General features: G+C 41.5%; 13 protein-coding genes. 8 read left to right on the top strand and 5 right to left on the bottom strand.

Annotated elements, in window-relative coordinates:
- From WMO65_RS01440 to WMO65_RS01415, 6 genes are all read left to right on the top strand, one after another.
- Positions 1-9,138 carry a DNRLRE domain-containing protein gene (locus WMO65_RS01440; RefSeq protein WP_349063557.1) on the top strand — a complete coding sequence of 3,046 codons (9,138 nt, stop codon included), beginning with the start codon at positions 1-3 and terminating at the stop codon, positions 9,136-9,138.
- A 13-nt stretch (positions 9,139-9,151) separates the two neighbouring features.
- On the top strand, positions 9,152-9,490 hold the full coding sequence (locus WMO65_RS01435; RefSeq protein WP_349063555.1) for a hypothetical protein: 339 nt from the start codon (positions 9,152-9,154) through the stop codon (positions 9,488-9,490).
- A 335-nt stretch (positions 9,491-9,825) separates the two neighbouring features.
- Positions 9,826-10,521 carry a hypothetical protein gene (locus WMO65_RS01430; protein WP_148393090.1) on the top strand — a complete coding sequence of 232 codons (696 nt, stop codon included), beginning with the start codon at positions 9,826-9,828 and terminating at the stop codon, positions 10,519-10,521.
- A gap of 13 nt (positions 10,522-10,534) precedes the next feature.
- On the top strand, positions 10,535-11,038 hold the full coding sequence (locus WMO65_RS01425) for a hypothetical protein (protein ID WP_148393089.1): 504 nt from the start codon (positions 10,535-10,537) through the stop codon (positions 11,036-11,038).
- Between the two features lie 521 nt (positions 11,039-11,559).
- Positions 11,560-12,189, top strand: a complete 630-nt coding sequence (locus tag WMO65_RS01420; RefSeq protein ID WP_148393088.1) for a hypothetical protein — start codon at positions 11,560-11,562, stop codon at positions 12,187-12,189.
- Between the two features lie 580 nt (positions 12,190-12,769).
- A complete protein-coding gene (locus WMO65_RS01415) occupies positions 12,770-13,135 on the top strand; it encodes a hypothetical protein (RefSeq protein ID WP_148393087.1) in 366 nt (121 codons plus the stop codon).
- 387 nt (positions 13,136-13,522) lie between these two features.
- Here the strand turns inward: WMO65_RS01415 and WMO65_RS01410 are convergent, their stop codons facing one another.
- The 5 genes from WMO65_RS01410 to WMO65_RS01390 form a co-directional block, all read right to left on the bottom strand.
- Positions 13,523-14,086, bottom strand: coding sequence for a hypothetical protein (locus WMO65_RS01410; protein ID WP_148393086.1), 564 nt, complete (start codon positions 14,084-14,086; stop codon positions 13,523-13,525).
- Positions 14,087-14,095: 9 nt separating this feature from the next.
- The gene (locus tag WMO65_RS01405) at positions 14,096-16,426 is read right to left on the bottom strand and encodes an ABC transporter permease (protein WP_148393085.1); all 2,331 of its coding nucleotides are present in this window, start codon (positions 16,424-16,426) and stop codon (positions 14,096-14,098) included.
- Complete coding sequence (locus WMO65_RS01400) at positions 16,423-17,106, bottom strand: ABC transporter ATP-binding protein (RefSeq protein ID WP_033143818.1); 684 nt, start codon at positions 17,104-17,106, stop codon at positions 16,423-16,425. The genes WMO65_RS01405 and WMO65_RS01400 overlap by 4 nt, the downstream gene beginning before the upstream one ends.
- 71 nt (positions 17,107-17,177) lie before the next feature.
- The gene (locus WMO65_RS01395) at positions 17,178-18,215 is read right to left on the bottom strand and encodes a sensor histidine kinase (protein WP_148393084.1); all 1,038 of its coding nucleotides are present in this window, start codon (positions 18,213-18,215) and stop codon (positions 17,178-17,180) included.
- 16 nt (positions 18,216-18,231) lie between these two features.
- A complete protein-coding gene (locus WMO65_RS01390; protein ID WP_148393083.1) occupies positions 18,232-18,918 on the bottom strand; it encodes a response regulator transcription factor in 687 nt (228 codons plus the stop codon).
- Between the two features lie 300 nt (positions 18,919-19,218).
- Here WMO65_RS01390 and WMO65_RS01385 point away from each other — a divergent pair, with 300 nt between their 5' ends.
- Positions 19,219-19,812, top strand: coding sequence for a hypothetical protein (locus WMO65_RS01385; RefSeq protein WP_148393082.1), 594 nt, complete (start codon positions 19,219-19,221; stop codon positions 19,810-19,812).
- A gap of 55 nt (positions 19,813-19,867) precedes the next feature.
- Positions 19,868-20,254, top strand: coding sequence for a hypothetical protein (locus tag WMO65_RS01380; RefSeq protein WP_148393081.1), 387 nt, complete (start codon positions 19,868-19,870; stop codon positions 20,252-20,254).
- Positions 20,255-20,265 lie beyond the last annotated feature (11 nt).

Below are 20,265 nucleotides of genomic sequence, written 5' to 3'. Positions count from 1 at the left end.
ATGAAAAGTAAAAAAAGATTTTGGAAATCATGGCTCGCCCTGCTCCTGGCGGTTATTTTATCGCTGCAGGGAACAGAGCCTGTTTTTGTTCAGGCGAAAGAGATTTCAGAGAACAAAATAAGGGACGTAGATTTTTCAAAGCCGGAAGCATTGACTGCTGAGGAGGCCGGAATTGAGGATAAAACGAATGATTCTGCAGATGACAGCAAAGAGACGAGGAAGAAGACAGACTCTGTGGATGAAAATGGAGAAACAACAGAACAACCGGAAGATAATTTGGAAACCGGAAAAGACCTGGAGGAGAATCAGGAAACGGATACAGATGGTGATCTGACATTGGAAGATCAGGTACAGGAGAATCCGGAAGAAGAGACCACGACGGAAATAGAATTAAAAGAGCCGGCTGATTATTATCCCATACCGGAAGAACCAGAAGGGGAACTGGTTGATTATGACGAAATGTCAAAAACATATAAAAACGGTGAGGGAACTTATACGACACAGTTAGGCGGCTATCTTGGCATATATGAAGATGAGAACGGGGAACTGCAGCCCGTGGAAAATGAGCTGATTGAGCCGGATACCCGTTCCGAGGGCGATGTATTTGTTAATAAAGCCAACGATTATCTGATAACCTTACCCAAAAATATTACCGAGAACGCAGGAATTGTTTTGGATAAGGACGGGAATCGTCTGGAGATTATACCGCTGAGTGGGGATTATTCCAATTCAGTGGTGAGAGGTAATGCTGTGCTGTATAATCAGGTACAGGAAGGAATCGATGTACAATATACAGTTATAGACAATAATGTAAAAGAGGATATCGTTCTGAATCACCCTGTGGAGGCAGCAGAATTCCAATATGAGATTCTTTCTGAAGGACTTACAGCAGAAGAACAGGATGGAGTGATCTACTTATACGAAGAGGGCAGTACGCCTGCAAAAGCAGTATATATTCTGGAAGCGCCTGTTATGATTGATGCGGCTGATACGGTCAGTACGAATATCGTACTGTCTCTGCAGGAGGAGGAAGGGCGTACTATATTAACTGTCTCTCCAAATCAGGAGTGGCTCAATTCCGAGGAACGGCAGTATCCTGTACGTATAGATCCAACGACAGTAAATGTGACCCGTGAAAATTTCAGTATGATCGGTGTGGAACAGGGATCTCCCACAACTTATGTCGGTGATAACAATTACCCGTATGTGGGATATGATGATGGAATCAAGTCCATGAATTTAGAGGACTATGGTACCATGCATATGATATGCCGTACCTTTGTGAAAGTGAATTATGATTTCAGTACAATACCAAAAGATTCTAAAATTGAAAGTGCCACGTTTTCAGTGAGCCAGATGACGAATTACAGCGAAGGTGCCTCACAGTTCGGATTATACCGTGTGGATTCAGAGTGGGGAGAATTTGTTACCTGGGAAGATCAGCCCATGAATCATACATTTATGGATGTACAGAATGCAAGTGGTGCCATTAATGCCTACATTGATTACAACGTTAAAGATTTAGTGAATGATTGGATCCAGGGAATACATCCCAACTATGGGATGGTATTAAAAGCAATCGATGAGGCCAGCGGTTTGGAAGCTGCTATGCAGTGTGAGGTACTGAACAACCGCAATTCACCCTACGGACCAAAGATGACAATTGAATGGTCTTCTGCAGAAGATCCTTATCTGAGAGACATGCCCATAGAAGACCTTACGATCAACCTGCGCCCTATGACAGAAAAAAATATCAAGGGAAAGCTGAATTTTGACGGAGTATTTGCAGACGGCGTTTCCAAAAGTAAATCCAGGGTGGAATACTATTTGTCTCCAAATGAGGATAAGGAAAAACATCATGAGACGGATGCGTATCCGCTGTACAAATTCCCGGATAATACAGAATTTTTAAAAGTATTTCCGGAAGCAACAAAGTATCTGAGCAAAGATTCCAACTGGCAGAGTGATCTGTATGCGAAGCTGGAGATGGATAAACTCTTCAAAATTAAGGCAGTCGCCACTAAAGACGGCGAATCCAGTGGGGAAAAGGAAAGTGACAGTTTTGTTATATATAAGGTAAAACAATTTGATACTTTTCCTAAGATAGCAAAATATTATGGCGTTCCTCTTTCCGGTATTATGAAAGACAACGGTGTACAGGATGCGCTGGTAATGGAGAATAATACCATATTTATCAGAAATCCCAAAACCAATGTGCCGTATAATCCGCCGGCCCTTACGGATACGGATAAAATGAAGATAGACGGTGCTCTTATGGGCAGAGGACTTCACTGTGAGTTTGGGTTTGAACCGGTGAATCTGAACACCGGAAATTTCTTTATGGAACAGAAGGATGCAAAGCTTCAGGAATTAGACGGTGAATTTTCCATTCTGCGGAGTTATAATTCCAAGGCCACGGATCAGAACTCTTATTTTGGACGCGGGTGGTCTTTTGTATATGAGCAGGCTCTGATCAAAATGGAGGATGACAGCATTCTTTATACAAGGGGAGACGGCAGCTACCTGTTTCTTACCCCGAACGGAGACGGTACATATTCTGCACCGGATGGTTATGATTACCAGTTAAAAGAAGTAAATTATGAAGGGACTGAGCAGGATTATATCGGTTATGAACTGACAGATTCAGATAAAACCATTTGGTCATTTGACAAATACGGACTTTTGCGCAGCAAAACAGATATGAAAGGTTTTCAGACCGTATTGGGATATGACGATGAGTATAATCTGAAAAATATCACAACACCTTCGGGAAAGACTTTTGAAATTGAACAGGACAAGCAGGGATATATCACTGCTATCACATTTCCGGATGGAAATCAGGTGGAGTATGGATATGATGAGAATCACAATCTTGTCTCCTTTAAAAATGCGGGCGGGGACACGAGAACTTATTCATATGATAAGAAAAACCGCCTGGTAAGCTGGACAGATGAAAATGGCAGTCAGGTCGTGACAAATAAATATGATAAAGAAAACCGCGTGATAAGTCAGACAGATGCCAATGGAAATACCTGTTCCTTTGCATATGAGGATGGCCGGACGACCACTACAGATAATGAAGGATACGTCACAACCTACAACTATGATGAACAGTACCGCACCACATCTGTTGAATATCCGGACGGAACAACACGGACAGATAGCTACGCAGGGAATGAACTGGCCTCACAGACAACAGCCGCGGGAACCAGATCCTATACCTATGATGCTTCCGGAAATATCCTGTCCGAGACAAGAGAAGACGGTGCTGTCAAAAGCTATACATATAATGAGCTGAACCAGCCTCTTTCCATGACAGATTATGATGGCAGTACAACAGCTATGCAGTATAATGCATATGGAGATTTGACAGCGGTTACTTATCCGAATGGTACCACAGTTTCGCTTTCATACGATGAGCTGCACCGCATTGTATCTGTGACAGACGGAAACGGAGTCACATCATCTTACAGTTATGACGGTCCGAATCCGGTATCTTACGTTGATGGAAACGGCAATACATGGACATATACATACAGCGGTATGGGACTTTTGACCGGCACAACTGACCCTTTGGGGAATGTAAGCACGATATCTTATGATAATTTGGGAAACAAAACATCGGAAACAGACCAGAACGGCGCCACCACATCTTACGAACTGGATAAAACAGGGCATGTACTTACTATTACGGATCCTGAGGGCGGACAGACATTTTATGTCTATGATGCCATGTATAATAATGTTCTGGAAACACTGCCGAACGGAGCCGAAAAAGCATATGAATTTGACAAAAATTATCGTCAGATAAAAGAGACAGATGCCAAAGGCAACACGATCACTACAGAATATGATTCTATGGGGCGTGTCATAAGTGAGAGCAGCGAGGAAGCAGGAACGGTCTCATATGAATATGATGATGCGGGTAATATGATTCGTGTTACAGATGGAGAAGGCAATGAATCTGTGGCTGAATACAACGCTCTGGGACAGCAGATAAAATTTACGGACGCAGAGGGAAATACACTGGAGAAATCTTACGATACGGCCGGCCATGTAATTGAGACAAGATATCAGGATGGCGGAATCGAAAGCAGTGTATATGATGCAATGGGAAACCTTATTTCAAAGACAGACGTCTCAGGTGTTGTCACTGCCTTTACTTACGATGGGGAAAAACGTCTGCTGACCGCGGAAGAAGACAGTGGAAGGTGTATATCCTATACATATGACAATAATGGAAATCTGCTTACCGCAGCGAATCCTGAAGGGGGCGTGGTGTCATATACTTATGATGCTGCCAACAGACAGGTTTCTGTAACCGATGAGGAGGGAAGAACAGAACAGTTAGAATATGATGGGGTTGGCAGGCTTGTAAAAGAAACGGACGCGGAAGGTATTGTCAATACGGCAGCCTATAACGGAAACGGAGATTTGACAGAAAGTACGGACGGCAATGGAAATACCTGTAAATACACCTATAACGCCGTGCGAAAAATCACATCCCTGACAGATGGCAATGGCAATATTACGGTTATGAAATACGATAAGCTGGGTAATATGAAGCAGGTCATCGATGCGTTAAAAGGAACCACATCTTATCAATATGATTCCAGGGGAAATGTGCTGAAGATGACAGATCCTGTGGGAAGTGAATACAGCTATGAGTATGATAAGGCAGGAAGAAATACAGAAATCACCCTGCCAACAGGAAACAAGACAGAGATGTCCTATGACCGCCTCGGACGTCTGCAGAAGATCACAGATGCTCAGGGACTGTCTATTGAATACACTTACGATGGAATGGGAAGAATGCTGAGTGCCCGGGACAGTGAAGGCCACTCCATGACTTATACCTATGATGTTTCCGGCAATATGACCAGCCAGACAGATAATCTGGGACGAACGGCAGTTTATACCTATGATAAATATGGAAGACTGCTGGAAATACAGGAAGCGGATGGAAGCACTACTTCCTATGAATATGATGTGATGGACCGCATGACAGCAGTAACCGATGCAGAAGGACACCGCACAGTATTTACATATGATAAGGCCGGCAATCAGTTATCCATGACGAAAGAGGACGAAGCGGTTTATCAGTACGCCTATGACAAGCGAAATCGTATTATTTCCGAGACAGATCCGCTGGGCGCTGTGAGAAATTTTAAATATGATGGCAACGATAACCTGACAGAGTCTGTGGATGCCAATGGTATAAAAAATATATTTGCTTATGATGCCAATAATAACCTGATAAGCCAGACAGACGGCAGGGGAAATACAACATCATATGGGTACGACGAACTGGACCGTAAGATAAAAGAAGTTACGCCTATGGAGGAGATTTCAGAGTATCGTTATGATGCGTTAGGAAATCTTACAAAATATAAAGATCCCATGGAACTGATCACAGAGTATCAATATGACACTCTGGGAAACCTGGTACAGGAAATTTCGCCAAAAGGATTGATCACATCCTATACATACGATAAACATGGAAATATGACATCCATGACGGATCCAAATGGAAACAAGACGGTTTATGAAGTAAATCTGAGTGACAACATTACAAAAATCACTCTTCCAAACGGGGGTGAGTATTCTTATACATACGATGAGGCAGATAGGATCAAGAGTATCACAAGCCCTCTGGGATATAAGAGAAGCTTTTCTTATGACGCAGTTGATAATGTGATAAAAGAAACAGACAGCCAGAAGAGTACAACAACCTATACATACGACAGACTTCATAATATGCTGTCTGCAGTAAATCCACTGGACGGGAGCAGCAGTTTTGAGTATGACAAATACGGAAACCTTGCAAAAGTAACAGATCCGCTGGGGAGAAGCAATGCCTATGCGTATGACCTGGCAGGCCGAATGGTGCAGGCGGCTGATCCTATGGGTAAGATTACAGAGCTTACCTATGATCCGGTTGGAAATATCATATCTATGACCAGACCCGGAGGCAGAAAGACCGGATATGGGTATGATCAGAATTATAATCTGACCACTGTGACAGATCCCATGGGGTATGTGGAGCAAAATATCTATGACAACAGTAATCGGGTGACTGAGGTGATAGATGCGTTAAAGCAAAAGACAGCCTGGCATTATGATAAAGGCAGCCGTATAACCGAAATCACTGATAAGCTTGGGCAGACAACGGGATTTGAATACGATCCTCACGGCAATATCATCACTGTGAAAGACCGCACGGGATTAAAGACGAATCTGGAATACGATGCAAATGACAACCTTGTGCGTGTGGCTGATCCAATGGGCGGAATCACAAACTATGCATACGACAATATGGACAATCTGACTTCATTTACAGATGCGGCAGGAAAAACAACCGAATATACCTATGATCTGGAAGGAAATCTGACCTCAAGGAAAACCCCGGCGGGAAACACTGAAAAATTCGGCTATGATGAAAAAGGGCGGCTCACATCCCATATATCACCAAGCGGGAAAAAGGTGTCGTATGATTATGACAAGCTGAATGACCTTCTGGAGAAATCCTATGAGGACGCAAAAGGAAAGGAAACAGACCCGAAAGTTACTTATACATATAATAAGTTTGGTGAACGTATTTCCATGAAAGACGGAACCGGAAAGAGCAGGTATGAATACGACGCGCTTGGCAGGATCATAAAAGCCATAAACGGTTCCGGAAAAGAGACATGTTATGTATATGACGGAGCGGACAACCTGCAGGAGATTATTTATCCGGATGGGAAAAAGACCGGTTATGAATATGATCTGAATGATAATCTAATTAAAGTTACAGATAAGAACGGGTCAGTGACAGAGTATGACTACGATGCATTAGGGCGTGTAACAGCGGCTGTCCGTCCAAATCAAACAAAGACTACTGTCAAATACGATGCAGAGGATCATATTACAAAGATCACCAATACCTGCACTTCCTGCGGGAAGGAGATTTCTTCTTACGCGTATACATACAATGCCCAGGGATATATTGTCAGCGAAGCAGCTTCAGAGCTGGAAGCCGGAACACGGAAGGAACCCAGTTATGAGGACTGGTACAATTGGGGAGGCAAAAAGCTTACAGAAGATACTTCCTGCTGTCATGAAGAGAAGACAGTGATCACAAAACGCACTTACAAATATGATGACAACTGGGAATTGACCAGATGTACGGAGAAAGTGGAAGGCGGCAGAAAGACTGTCCATAATTACACCTATGACGCAGTGGGAAACCGTACTCTTTATGAAAAGATCGAGGACGGATTTACAAAGGAGAAATACAAATACGAATACAGCGATTCCAACCAGATGACGCGCCGGATCAACTGTATGATCTGGGGTGACCGGGGTGTTCGTTACCAATATGACGGGGACGGCAATCTGATCAAAACCACAGAAAACAGTTATGATACACCCACACAGTATGAGTATACTGCAGAAAACCGCCTTGCGGTGGTAAGACAGGGTGAAAATGTTCTTATGGCCGCTCTCTGCGATGGCGACGGGAACCGGGTATTTCAGATTGACAATACCTACAAGTGGGAGGACTGTTACGGTGACGAGGTGTTGATCCCTGAATCACAGAGAACAGAAAAAGGAGACAGTCCGAAAGAGCAGCTTGCCGGCCTGATTCCAAACGGGGTAAACGCCAAAGGCTATACGCTGACCGAATACATCAACGATATCAACCAGGAGAATACACAGGTATTGGCTGAATATAAAGCAGATGACACTCTGCGCCAGTCATATACTTATGGCACAGAACGTCTCAGTGTTGATAAAGGGGACAAAACCAGTTATTATTTATATGACGGCAGAGGAAGCGTGACCGGACTAATGACACAGGCCGGCGCATTGACAAACAGTTACCGTTATGATCCTTACGGTGCATTGACATCAGGAACACCCGATGCCGTGAACTATTACGGATACAATGCAGAATCCACCCATGTAAAGACAGGATTTCAGTATCTGAGAGCAAGATACTACAGTCCGGAAAACGGCACCTTTACAACAGAAGATACGGAAAGCGGTACAAAAGAGAATCCGCTCACCAGGAACCGGTATCTGTATGTGCTGAACAATCCTTTGAATTATAATGACCCAAGTGGAAAATTTTTTAAATCCTTCTGGAATAAAGCGAAAAAAGGATTCCAGGCAGCAGGGAACTGGCTTAAGAAAAATATTGTCCAGCCAATCGTAAATACAGCCAAAAGAGGCTGGAACTGGATAAAGAACACAGCATCCTCCATTGTCAGCACAGTATCCGGATGGTTTGGAGGCGGATCTTCCGGTGGAAGAAGACCATCAGGCGGAAGTCCTTCATCAGGCGGAAGACCATCAGGAAGCGGATATCCCTCAGGAGGAGGCTACCCGTCAGGAGGCGGTTATCCTACGGGAGGAGGCTCCTACCCCGGCAGCGGATACGGAACCAGCTATCATTATATTTCTCCAAATGAACAGGCATCCTATATGAGCGATGCAGAGATCGGGCAGATGAGGAATGGTCTGGGCTTATCCGGAAACCAGCTTGAAAGGTACCAGACACAGCGTTCCATCGTGATAAAGAAACAGGCAGATCTTGTGAACTGCTCGGCATTAGGTTCTTTGGCTATAGAAAAAGGATTCGAGACAACCGTAGACAAGCTGTTAAAAGAGCTGCTGAAGAAAGCTGCAGGTGCTGTCGGAGGCGTTTTAGGAGGCGCAGCGGCAATAAGCGGTGGAATTGTGATAGGCATGCTGCTGAGTACGGAAGAGGTTGGTGAGAGTAAGGAAGAGCTGGATGAGTTTGTTAAGGAGCAGGAAGAAAAGAAGAAACAGGAGAATAATAAAAATAAGCCCAATAACAAGAAGGATGAGGAGCCTGAAGCAGAATTAAATGTAGGAAAGTGGAATAAAGGTTCTTTTGAAAATGCCACGAAATCCTTATTAAAACATTTCAAAAAGCATGGTGAAGAAGTAGGTGCAAAAGATGTACAACAATATCTAAGGAAGGCAGAAGAATTTGCTAGAAACTTAAAAGGAGCAAGGAAGGTACATAATATTCGTGGTGAGACATCTAATGTAACCAGATATTATAAAAATGGAAAATATATTGATTTAGCTCCTGATGGAACTATAATTTCTTTTGGTAAGCAGTAGGGAGGGAAAATGAATGATGAATAATTTAAAAATAGATGGCATAGATGCCATAGAAAAATGTGTAGGGGAATTTCAAATATGGGCACAGGGAATATTACCATATGGAAAAATGAAAGTTAAAATTTATGAAAACAAGGATGGCGTATTTACTGGCTATACGGATGTAAGAATTATTAGAAAATTTGATAATGCCCCAGAAGGAGCCGTAGGACATGGCAAGACGATAGATGAGGCATTAATGGATACACTTAATTATTTTATAGAAATTGTGAAAGAGGACTATCCAATAGAAAAATACCCGGATGGGTTACTTGAAGAAAATATTGTATATTCAGAGTTTAGTGATTTCTAAAAGAAAGAATGGAAAATTTTTTTAAATTATATCTATAAGTGTTTACTAGTTCAAAAATATAAAGGCGGAGTACAGTCCCCAAAAGACAGAAACCAAGGGGCTGAAAATTGTTTGAAAATAATGTTTAGCTAATTGTAGAAACATCCAAGAGGGGATGTAAAGAATACAACATCAGCTATTGCTGGTATAGTATGCAGACGGTTTGAGAAGGAGCTTCCAATGGAGGAAGAACCTCAGGAGGAGGCTCCTGTTGCGGCAACAGATTCGGAACCAGCTACTACTATATCGCCTAAAATAAACAGGCATCCTATATGAGCGATGCAGAGATTGGGTAGATGAGGAATGGTTTGGGCTTATCCGGAAACCAGCTTGAAAGGTACCAGACACAGCGTTCCATCGTGATAAAGAAACAGGCAGATCTTGTGAACTGTTCAGCATTAGGTTCTTTGGCTATAGAAAAAGGATTCGAGACAACCGTGGATAAGCTGTTAAAGGAGCTGCTGAAGAAAGCTGCAGGTGCTGTCGGAGGCGCTTTAGGAGGCGCGGCGGCAATAAGCGGTGGAATTGTGATAGGCATGCTGCTGAGTACGGAAGAGGTTGGTGAGAGTAAGGAAGAGCTGGATGAACTGGAAAGGGAACAGGAGAAAAAGAAGGATAACGAGGATAGGAATGATTCTGGTGGTAGTAAGAAAAAGAAACCCAAACAAGATAAAGAGGGGGATTCTGAGACTAATGCGCCGAAGAATGAGACACCCATAAACCAAGGAAATTCTAAACCGCCACAGAAGTCAACACCTAATTCAGTGTATGAGCAATTGAATCCGGATGGAACGGTAAAGAGTAGAGCCTTTTATGATAAAAATGGCAATCAGTTTAACAGACAGGATTTTGACCATCAGCATTTTGATAAAAATACACAACAGGATTTACAACCCCATGAAAATAATTATCAGTACAATGATGATGGACTGCCTAATGGAAATTCAGCAGGTCCCTTAAAACCAGGGTACGATAATAGACCGTCAAATTAAGTAGGAGGAAATTATGAGTCATTTTATATTTGGTTGTTTTAACTCGGCTGTATTGGGATCAGAAATAACTGATGAACTAAAAAAAATAGCACAAAAAAAAGATGTTTTCATTTGGTTTGACAATGGCATAGATTTTTATTCTGATATATCAAAAATGATCAAAGAGCAAGGAGGGAAAGGAAAAGTTTTATTTGCATTGACGTCTCGGAATCAGCCAAATAATAGTGATGATCTACTGTTTCCATATGATAAATATACTAATGAACAGTTATTTGCAGATAAAACAAGAGAGTATTTTTCTCAATGTTGTAAAGAAAATTTAAAAATATTGTTTTGGTACTTAAAAGAAATGATTCAGAGATTGCAACCTAAATTATTTGATGTGTTTATCACCGAAGGATATGATTGTGATTTTATTAAAAAAAGCATAACCTTAGACGAGATGGAGTTTGATATTCAGCAACAAGTGTTAACTTCTTTTTCAATAGAATCATGTGTTTATCAAATTAAAGTTTAAAAACCAAGGTAGACATCGTCCGGCAAAGCCGGGCGATGTACTCCGGTCAGGTGGCGCGAAGCCATCCGGTTTTTAACCTGCTAACATTTCGACCCTACGATTTTTCATGATTTTCAAAAAAATAGAACTATTTTACATCGAACCAACGAGCCGATACAGTTGGCTCATGGTACATCTTTCTGAGTCCTGCCGGAAAACGGCAATACGGGCGGTCACGGCGTGTCACAGGGGCAAGAAGATGATGGGAGCGGCCCCATGAAAACTAGATGAGGCGGATTTTTTATAAGATTTTTGATTTTAATTTCTTTAGCTATAGAAAAATGCTCCGAGACAAAATTGAACAAGCTGCTAAAAGAGCCACTGTAAAAAGCGACAATAAAGTTTGTTTGAAACATAAAGGTATGTATTAATATATACAAGTTGATTTCATATATTTGTAAAATCCAATGAGATAATAGTAGATTAAATATATGTACTTGAAATTTTTAGTATTAATTTGTTCTAAGTAAAGGGGGAGAGATATGATAAAGGTATCAAAAATAATCAGGGTTTCATTAGTTGTAATATTATGTATATCAATTACATCTTGTTCAAGAGAAAAAACTTTTGACGCAGCAGGATACGTAAAGAGTACATTAGATGCAGTTTATCATAAAGAATATGCAGAATATGCAAAAATCCAGGGTATATCAGAAAAAGAAGCAAGAAAGATTTTTGAACAGGATTTTGAAGAACGTATTAATTTAGAATTTGACGGAGTTGATAATATTTCTCAAGAAGAAATACAAAAATATGTTGCTTTAAAAAGTAAGATAGACAAACTGGCAAAATTCGATGTTCTGGAATCCGAGAAAACAGAAGATGGTGATTATACAGTAAAGATACAAATAGAACCCTCAAATATTTATCAGACTTTAGAACAAAGCGCGACAGATGTAAGCAACGAAAAAATCACACAGGGGATTGAAGAAACGGAGCCGGGAGTATTTGCCGCCGTGCTGACGGAGAGCCTCCAGAGAAGTATAGACGGAAATAAATATGGGGAGAAGACAATCATTGAGGTTATAGTTACAAAAGAAAATGCAAATTCATACATTTTGGAAGAAAGCCAAATGGCGAAGATAAGCGAAGCGCTGTTTCCTAATATATAAAAATGTTTGTCATAAAAATAAAGGCTGCACATTGAATAAAGGTTGATGTGCAGCTTTTTGTATTATACATTGTACAAGTAATAATAATATCGTCCAGACAATCGTAAATACAGCTAAAAAAGGCTGGAACTGGATAAAGAATACAGCATCCTCCATTGTCAGCAAAGTATCAGGGTGGTTTGGAGGCAGATATTCCAATGGAAAAAGGCCATCACATGAGAGTCCTTCATCGAGCGGCAGGTTCTGTCTGAGGGGGGAGGAGACGCAGCGGCAATAAGCATAGGAGTTTTGATAGGCATACTGCTGAGTACGGAAGAGGATACTGAGAGTAAGATAGAACTGGATGAACTAGAAAGGGGACAGGAGAAAAAGAAAGAATAGGAAAACGGGTCTGGGAATAGTTCGAGTGGTGATAAAAAGGGGTATTCTGAGACTGTAACAACTAAAAAGGGAAATGTTATAAGGGATATTGATATGAAAAATCATGGTAACCCATCTACACATCCAGAATGGCCACATGACCATATTGCGGACTGGAGTAAAAATTCACCAAAACAGAAATAATAAAGGAGTTGAACATATGCATGATGACGTTATAGTCTCATATAACATGGATTTCAGTAGTAAGACACTGGAGATGTATACATATAATGAAAAATACAATAAAAAAGGGAAATTTATTGCTTCTGGTGTTTTAACCTACTTTTTTGAAAGTGTTCTTGAAAGTAATATAATTCTTGATATTGATGAGTGGAAAATTGAAAGTTTTTTCATGGAAAATTTAGCACTACTTGAGAAAATGAAGAATCATTGTTGGCCAATACCTTATCAGGAAACTCAAGAACTAAAAGATTTTCTTGTAATCAATGGTTATAAATATATAAAAATTGTATCGGCGTATGGATTATTTGGCTGGGTATTGGCAAAGAAGTACGAAATAAAATGAGGATATTATCTGGCAAAGTCGGACAATATTCTTCGGCCGGGTGGAGGAAAGCCACCCGGCCTTTACGACATTTTAACCTTTTATATTTTTTGACTTTTTTTCATCCGGCAGAGAATAATAATAGCAACCAATATCCCCAGAGCAATTTTATGTGAGAACAGAAACCCAATCACCCATATTAAGATGAATAATAAAAATAATAAAAGCACCAGAATCTTCATCTATTTTTTCTCCCCTCTGCGAAACGCAGGAATGTATTTATGATTTCAATAAGAACATCAATTATCACAAAAAGTATGCAGACAGGCACCAGCAATAAACAGGAGAGCGCACAGCCAAGCCATATAATTCCGGATGAAACAGTTTTTCCAAAAGGATTTTTATTCCTCATTCTACTTTTAGTGACAGGCTGCCGGTAAAGTCATTGCCCTCCAAAACAATAAAATTATCCCCGGCGGTCATTGTAAATTCATAAACATCATCAGCAGTTGCTTTTGTAATCATATAAACCTCCTTATCTCCGGAAATGATATGGCTGTCAGGACTGCCCAGCCAATATAAGGCTGCAGTACCGGATTGGATCTTTAGTGAGTAAGCTGCTTTCAGTGCAGTGCCGAACTCACGTTTCAGCAAAGTACCACCGAAGATATACTCCTTTCCATTAAACTGTGTATAGGATGCTTCATAACTTCCGGCATATTCATCAACGCCAAGTTTTCGTTCACCCTTCAAATCTTTGTCTTTCGTTATGGCATATTTGCTGGCAAAGCCCATCCATTCATTGATCTCAGCCTTCAAACCGTCTTTCAGTTCTCCCAGTTCACTTTTTATTCCTTCCTTATTATCTTCTAACTCATTCAGTAAGCCGCGGCCGATATCGGAACATCCGGTGAGACAGAACATAAGCGTCACCACGAGCAGCAATGCAGGAATAAATCTGCGCTTTAACATAATTCCTCCTTACAGTTCATTTATAGTTTCCGTAACAACCATATTCCGCAGTCGTTTGGCGGGAGCATAGACAGCGGCGGCGGCAGAGACCAGAATAAACACAATGATCACGCCCAGTAAGACTACCGGGAATTCCCATGGAATCCCGAAGAAATGTGTGAGCAGTCTGACATGCAGGAAACCGCTGAGCAAAAGTCCGATCACACAACCGACGATCAGGCCGGAAACCGCATAGGTAAAAGTCTCGGCGGCAATCATCCCGGTGAGCTGGTTTCCGTCCATGCCGACAGCCCGCATGGCACCGTACTGTTTTATCCTGGCGGTCACACTCATGGAAATACTGTTGATAATATTAAACAGCGTAATCATGGCAACCACTGCCAGAAAACCATAACCAATGAAACGCGTGGCCAGATAGGTAGCCTTGATTTCCTGATTACTTTGTCGGTTATCTGTAAAAATTACATCGTCTTGTGTAAGATCACTGATCTTCTGCACGGTTTTCTCCGTGGCATCTTTACCGAGCTGGATACAGATCAGACTATAATTTTGTTCCCCCATCAGCCGGTCAAAGGTTTCCTGGGAACATATTACGCCCATTTCGCTTGGATATAAACCGTCTGATACGGCGCAGGTGATCTTCATCTCATTTTCGCCAATCCGGATGGTATCGCCCACTTTCATTGGATTGTCCTTATTGCGGATGATCATGACACAATTGCTGTCACCATAGATTGTGGAAATATCGCCCTGAACGACTCTGTCTTTTGAGCCATCCAGCAGATAGTCAGTATAGGAAACCAGATTAATATTCTCAATGCCCTCCCGTGAGGAGGTCACCGGAACCTTATTGATGTAGGAACTGCCGAATACATGTGAAACACCAGGTATCTGACTGATTTCATCACTGAGCTGCCGGTCAAGTACCAGAGAATTGGCATAACCGTTCAGACTGATATCCGGCTGCCAGGAACGAAAAGACGGAAGAAGCTGGCCTGCAAAATCGATTCCTACAAAAAAGCAGAGAAACAGAATGATACTGAGGGAAAAGGACGCTGTCATCATAAGCCAGTTTCTTTTGGAAGCTATGGCATGATGAACACCTAATGTCCACTCGATTTTGCCGAATCCTGATTTAACCGCATGTTTTACAGAGGGCTTTGTCTCCCCATTGCCTGAGACTGCTGCCATCGGAGAAACCTTGGCAGCGCGTTTTGCCGGGGAACGAGCCGCTAGAAGCACAGTTACCACACCAACCACCGCACCGCTTATGAGTCCGACAGGACTGAGTGCAAATACCGGCATCACGGAAAATTCACCGCCAATGCCATAGTGCAGTATCGCGCAAAGTACCCAACTGACTGCTGTGCCCAGAACCATGCCTACAGGCACGGCGGTTTTACACCAGCTCAGAGCCTCCAGCCGGACAAAACGAATGATTTGGCTGCGGCTTGCACCGATACAGCGCATCATACCAAAGAATTTTGTCCGCTGGGCCACGTTGCTGTTCATACTGCTGGAAATCATCAATACCCCTGCTGACAACACCAGTACAAATAAAACAGCCGCTATCCCGTAGAAACTCATTATGGACGTATTCTTACTTTTTCCTGCAATCCCCATGACCGCCGTATTTTCAGAGATACTTTCCTTCGGAAGCTGATATTGTTCCTGCAAATCCGACATGGATTTTTCAGCCTTGCCGGCATCCTGATACTGGATATAACAGAATGGATTGTTTTTTATGCCATTTTGTTCCATGATTCCGGTAAAAGCATTCCGTGTCATGTATACGGCCACCAGATAGGTCTGTCCCTGATAATACTCTTTCTCATCAGAGCCAAAACCGGACACAATAAAGTCTGTATCAACGGCAGGGGTGCGTAAGGTTATGCTTTCGCCAATCTGTGCATGGAGAGCAATCTTTGCATTGCTGCTGAGGAGGATCTCGTTATCCTTCTGCGGAAAACTGCCTTCCTCAAGTCCATCTGTAAGCCGGGTCATATAGGTTTCATCGGTGCCGCACAGGACTGCTTTTTTTTCACCGATGTAATAAGGCAGTTCTGCGTCATCATTAAATTTTTCTGACCATCCCACGGCGGTAACATCAGGGCGCCTGATGATCTTATCTGCGGCTTCCTTTGGCGGATTTTCTAACTGAATATGCCAGCTGCCATGCTTTTTCTGCAAAAAGATACTTTCTGTCCGGATCATCATATCCGCTCCGCTGAAAATAGTTGTCACCAGCAGTACGGATATGATGATGCATAATATTGTCATCCGATTCTGCCGTTTATGCACTTTCGCTGAAATGGTAACAAGGTTCAGATAGCTTTTCATTCATGGCACCTCCCCAGATCGGTCAGTACGCCATCCGTTACCTGCAATACACGGTCAGCCGTCTGTGCGATACTCCGATTGTGTGTGATCATGATAATGGTCTGCTCATATTTTTTCGATGCTTCTTTCAGGAGCGCGATAACTTCACTGCTGTTTTGAGAGTCCAGGTTTCCGGTAGGCTCATCCGCCAGGATGAGGGAGGGCCGGGTGATCAATGCACGCCCTATGGCGACTCGCTGCTGCTGGCCGCCGGATAGCTGACTGGGAAGGTGATGGCGGCGTTTTTCCAGATTGAGCACATGAAGAAGCTCCTCCAGATATTTTTTGTTGGGCTTCTGATAGTCAAGAAGTACAGGGAAAATGATATTTTGTTCCACTGTCAGTTCCGGAATCAGGTTAAACGCCTGGAAGATAAAGCCGATATTCCGGCGGCGGAAAACCGTAAGGTTATGCTCTTTCATGGAAAAAGTATCCTTACCGTCGATAATGACCTTGCCGGAGGTTGGGGTGTCCAGGGCACCCAGCATGTTGAGAAGTGTACTTTTGCCGGAACCTGACTCACCGACCACTGCCACAAATTCACCTTTTGGTATGGAAAAGCTGACTTTTTTTAAAGCGTGTACGGCTGTTTCGCCGCTGCCATAAGTTTTTGAAATGGATTTGACTTCCAATAAGTCCATAATGAAACACCTCTTTCTTTCTTGATAAGGAAAGTCTACCATGTGAACCTTACTGGCAGATGACAATAAGCCTACAATTTTGTAGGAATTAAGAAACTGAGTGTAAATGTGGTACCTGCTCCCAGTTCACTGTCAACTTCAATGGTTCCGCTGTGTGCTTCCACAATAGCCTTTGCAAGAGACAGCCCAAGTCCGATACCCTGGGTATCTTTGGAGAAGCGGCTTCGGTAAAATCTTTTAAATATATAATGTAAATCCTCCGGGTGAATGCCGCTTCCGTTATCCTTCACTATGATCTGGACAACCGATGCGGACTGTTTCCATTCAACCGATATGGTATTTCCCTTTTCCGTATGGTCAAAAGCATTTTTTACTATATTACTGACTGCTTCCATCATCCAGGTATGGTCACACAATAATGTGACCGTGTCATCACCAAAAAGAGAGAAGTTCTTTTCTTCCTGTTCCGCACGGTAGGAAAAGTGGCTTTCGATTCTGCTCATCATCTCAGATACATTTTCCACTTTTTTTTCCAGCATGATAGTACCGGAATCCAGTTTTGTGATCTTCAACAGGTTCTGCACAAGGGTTTCTATTCTGTCCAGCTCCTGCTCCGAAAAATCCACAAATTCTTTGATCGTGGGGTATTCCACTGCTTCTTCCTGTAATATCCCATTGTAGATATTAAGGGCAGCGAGCGGTGTTTTTAGCTGATGGGAAATATCGGATATTATGTTTTTTAAAAATTTCTTTGTTGCCTTCTCGTTGTCAACATGAGCATTCAGGATGGCTGCCAGAGCATTGACCTCGTGGAATAACCGGTATAATTCGCCTTCGTCGTTACATTCAATACGCGCGTTTTCATTTCCGGACACATATTCTTTCATCTGTGTGACCGCATATTCCATGATCTTATTTTGGTCATTGAAATACCAATAGCCAACTGCCAGTATAAAGAAAACCATGCACAGAGATAGGGCCAGCACATATATAGCTGCATGTTTCACGTTCAAACAAATCAAGAGAACAGAAAGCAGGGAAAAGATCATAACAGACAGAACGGACAGGGAAAAAAATAATTTGATTTTTCTATTCACCAGTATTTTCATTTTGCACCTCCACGTTTTAATCCACAGTATTCCACTTGTATCCCATACGCCGGACGGTCACGATCTTCTTCGGCTGGCTGGGGTTATCTTCAATCTTTGTGCGGAGCCTGCGGATATAAACGGTAAGCGTGTTGCTGTCAATATACTTTTCATCGCAATCCCAGAGTTTACTCAGAATCTGTTCAGGCGAAAGGACAATGTCCGGATTTTGCATAAACAAACACAAAAGTTTATATTCACTTGCCGTTACGTCAAGCAGTTCATTATCTTTATAGACTTCGCCCTTTAAGAGCTGAACTTTTATCCCGTTGGAATCAAGCTCTGCATCGGCCTGGTTAAAATTGTCACTCCTGCGGAGCAGGGCATTGATCCGGGATAGGAATACAGCTAGCTTGAAGGGCTTTGTGATGTAATCATCACCGCCGATATCAAGTCCCATGATGATATCCGTCTCCTCGTCAGCCGCGGTGAGAAAGATGATCGGCACCTTTGATGTTTTGCGGATATTTTTACATAAATCATAGCCGGAACCATCGGGGAGAGAGACATCTAAAATGACTAAGTCATATTTACCGTTTATCCACATTTTCTCCGCCTCAAGATATGTGCGGGCTATGTCTGTTTCGTATCCCTGCTTTTTGATGGCAAAAGACAGACCATTGATCAAACTCAAATCATCTTCTACAAAAAATATACGTTTCATTTATTTACACCGTCCTTTTTCGCTTTTCCTGTATTGTTTGGTACTGCCTTAATCTTCTCACATATATGGGGAATCTGCAACTGTAGGTAAAAAACTGACAGTTTTTAAATTGTCTATTGTTCCGGAAACTATGAGTAAAATGTTAGTTGACCGGGAACTGGAAATAGATATGTGGTATTAGGTGTCAGCATTGATAAAGTAGGTAGAAGGGTTATTATTGATATACAGAAAGAAGTGTTAAGTGGTTGTAGCTATGTTTCATAAAATTGGTAATGACGAGTTTTGATTAAGAGGTGATGTATGGCAATTACTCTGGATATCAACCTAATAAGTGAGAATCTTATTGATTTAAAGGATTTGATAGAATATGGATTTTGTAAAAAGTTTGACATCAAATTAGAAGATATGATTTATATGGATAACTGGAATTGGGAAAATATACGGTTTATTTATGATATAGCTAACTACGGGAAGGTATTAGAAAAAGGAAAAATTGTAGTAGTTAATTTAAAATCTAATAAATTGAAAGATTTAGGGATTTATATAGTAAAGACAGAAAAAGAATATGTATATAATCTGTGGATAAATACGGAAGGATATCCGGAATTAGATGCAGATGTCATTAGTTTTGATAATGAAAGATTTTATAAGAAAACTTATTATACGCTTGGTGAAATTATAAAGAAATTAAAGATAAAATTAAAAACGGTATCCATAGGTATGGAAGCAGAACTTGAATATGATGAAAATATTTATAAAATTATAGAACGATCTGATAATATGGTTGTCTGGATCGTAGAAGATGGGGTGAACTTGGATCATATGCTTCATAATTATATAAAAAGTAAGGCCGAAGAAATGGATGCGGTTATTTATGAACGTAGAATCAATTAAGTAAAGAAATGGATGGGGATGTATCATCTTAATAAAAGGAGGCTACATAAAAAGAATGATCATAAAGGCTGCATTTGGAATGGAAAGTGAACTTCCCTCTAATTTGACGATTGAATGTGTAGAACAAGCCATCAATGATATCAATACAGAGTCGGACTTGGCGGCATTATTTGCTGTGGTCGAAAATAAAGCATGGTGGATAGAAGATGAGGCATATGACTTTGACGTAGGCACAGAAGAATATAAGAAGGTAAAAGAAAAAATAGATTTATGGTTTGTTTTAGCAAATAAATTACGTCGTATGATTTTTGAAATTCTAAAAGCAGAAGGTGTTGAAATACCAAAGACTAAGCAAATTCTTGTTCTGGAGCCATTTATGAAAAGAAATGGTTTCAAAGATGCACAGGGATGGTGGATTGAAACCAGCATGGCTGAAAAATAAATTTAATGATG

The organism is Blautia caccae (assembly GCF_040095955.1).
GTDB classification, from domain to species: Bacteria; Bacillota; Clostridia; order Lachnospirales; family Lachnospiraceae; genus Blautia; species Blautia celeris.
This window is presented reverse-complemented; position numbering and strand designations above follow the sequence as displayed.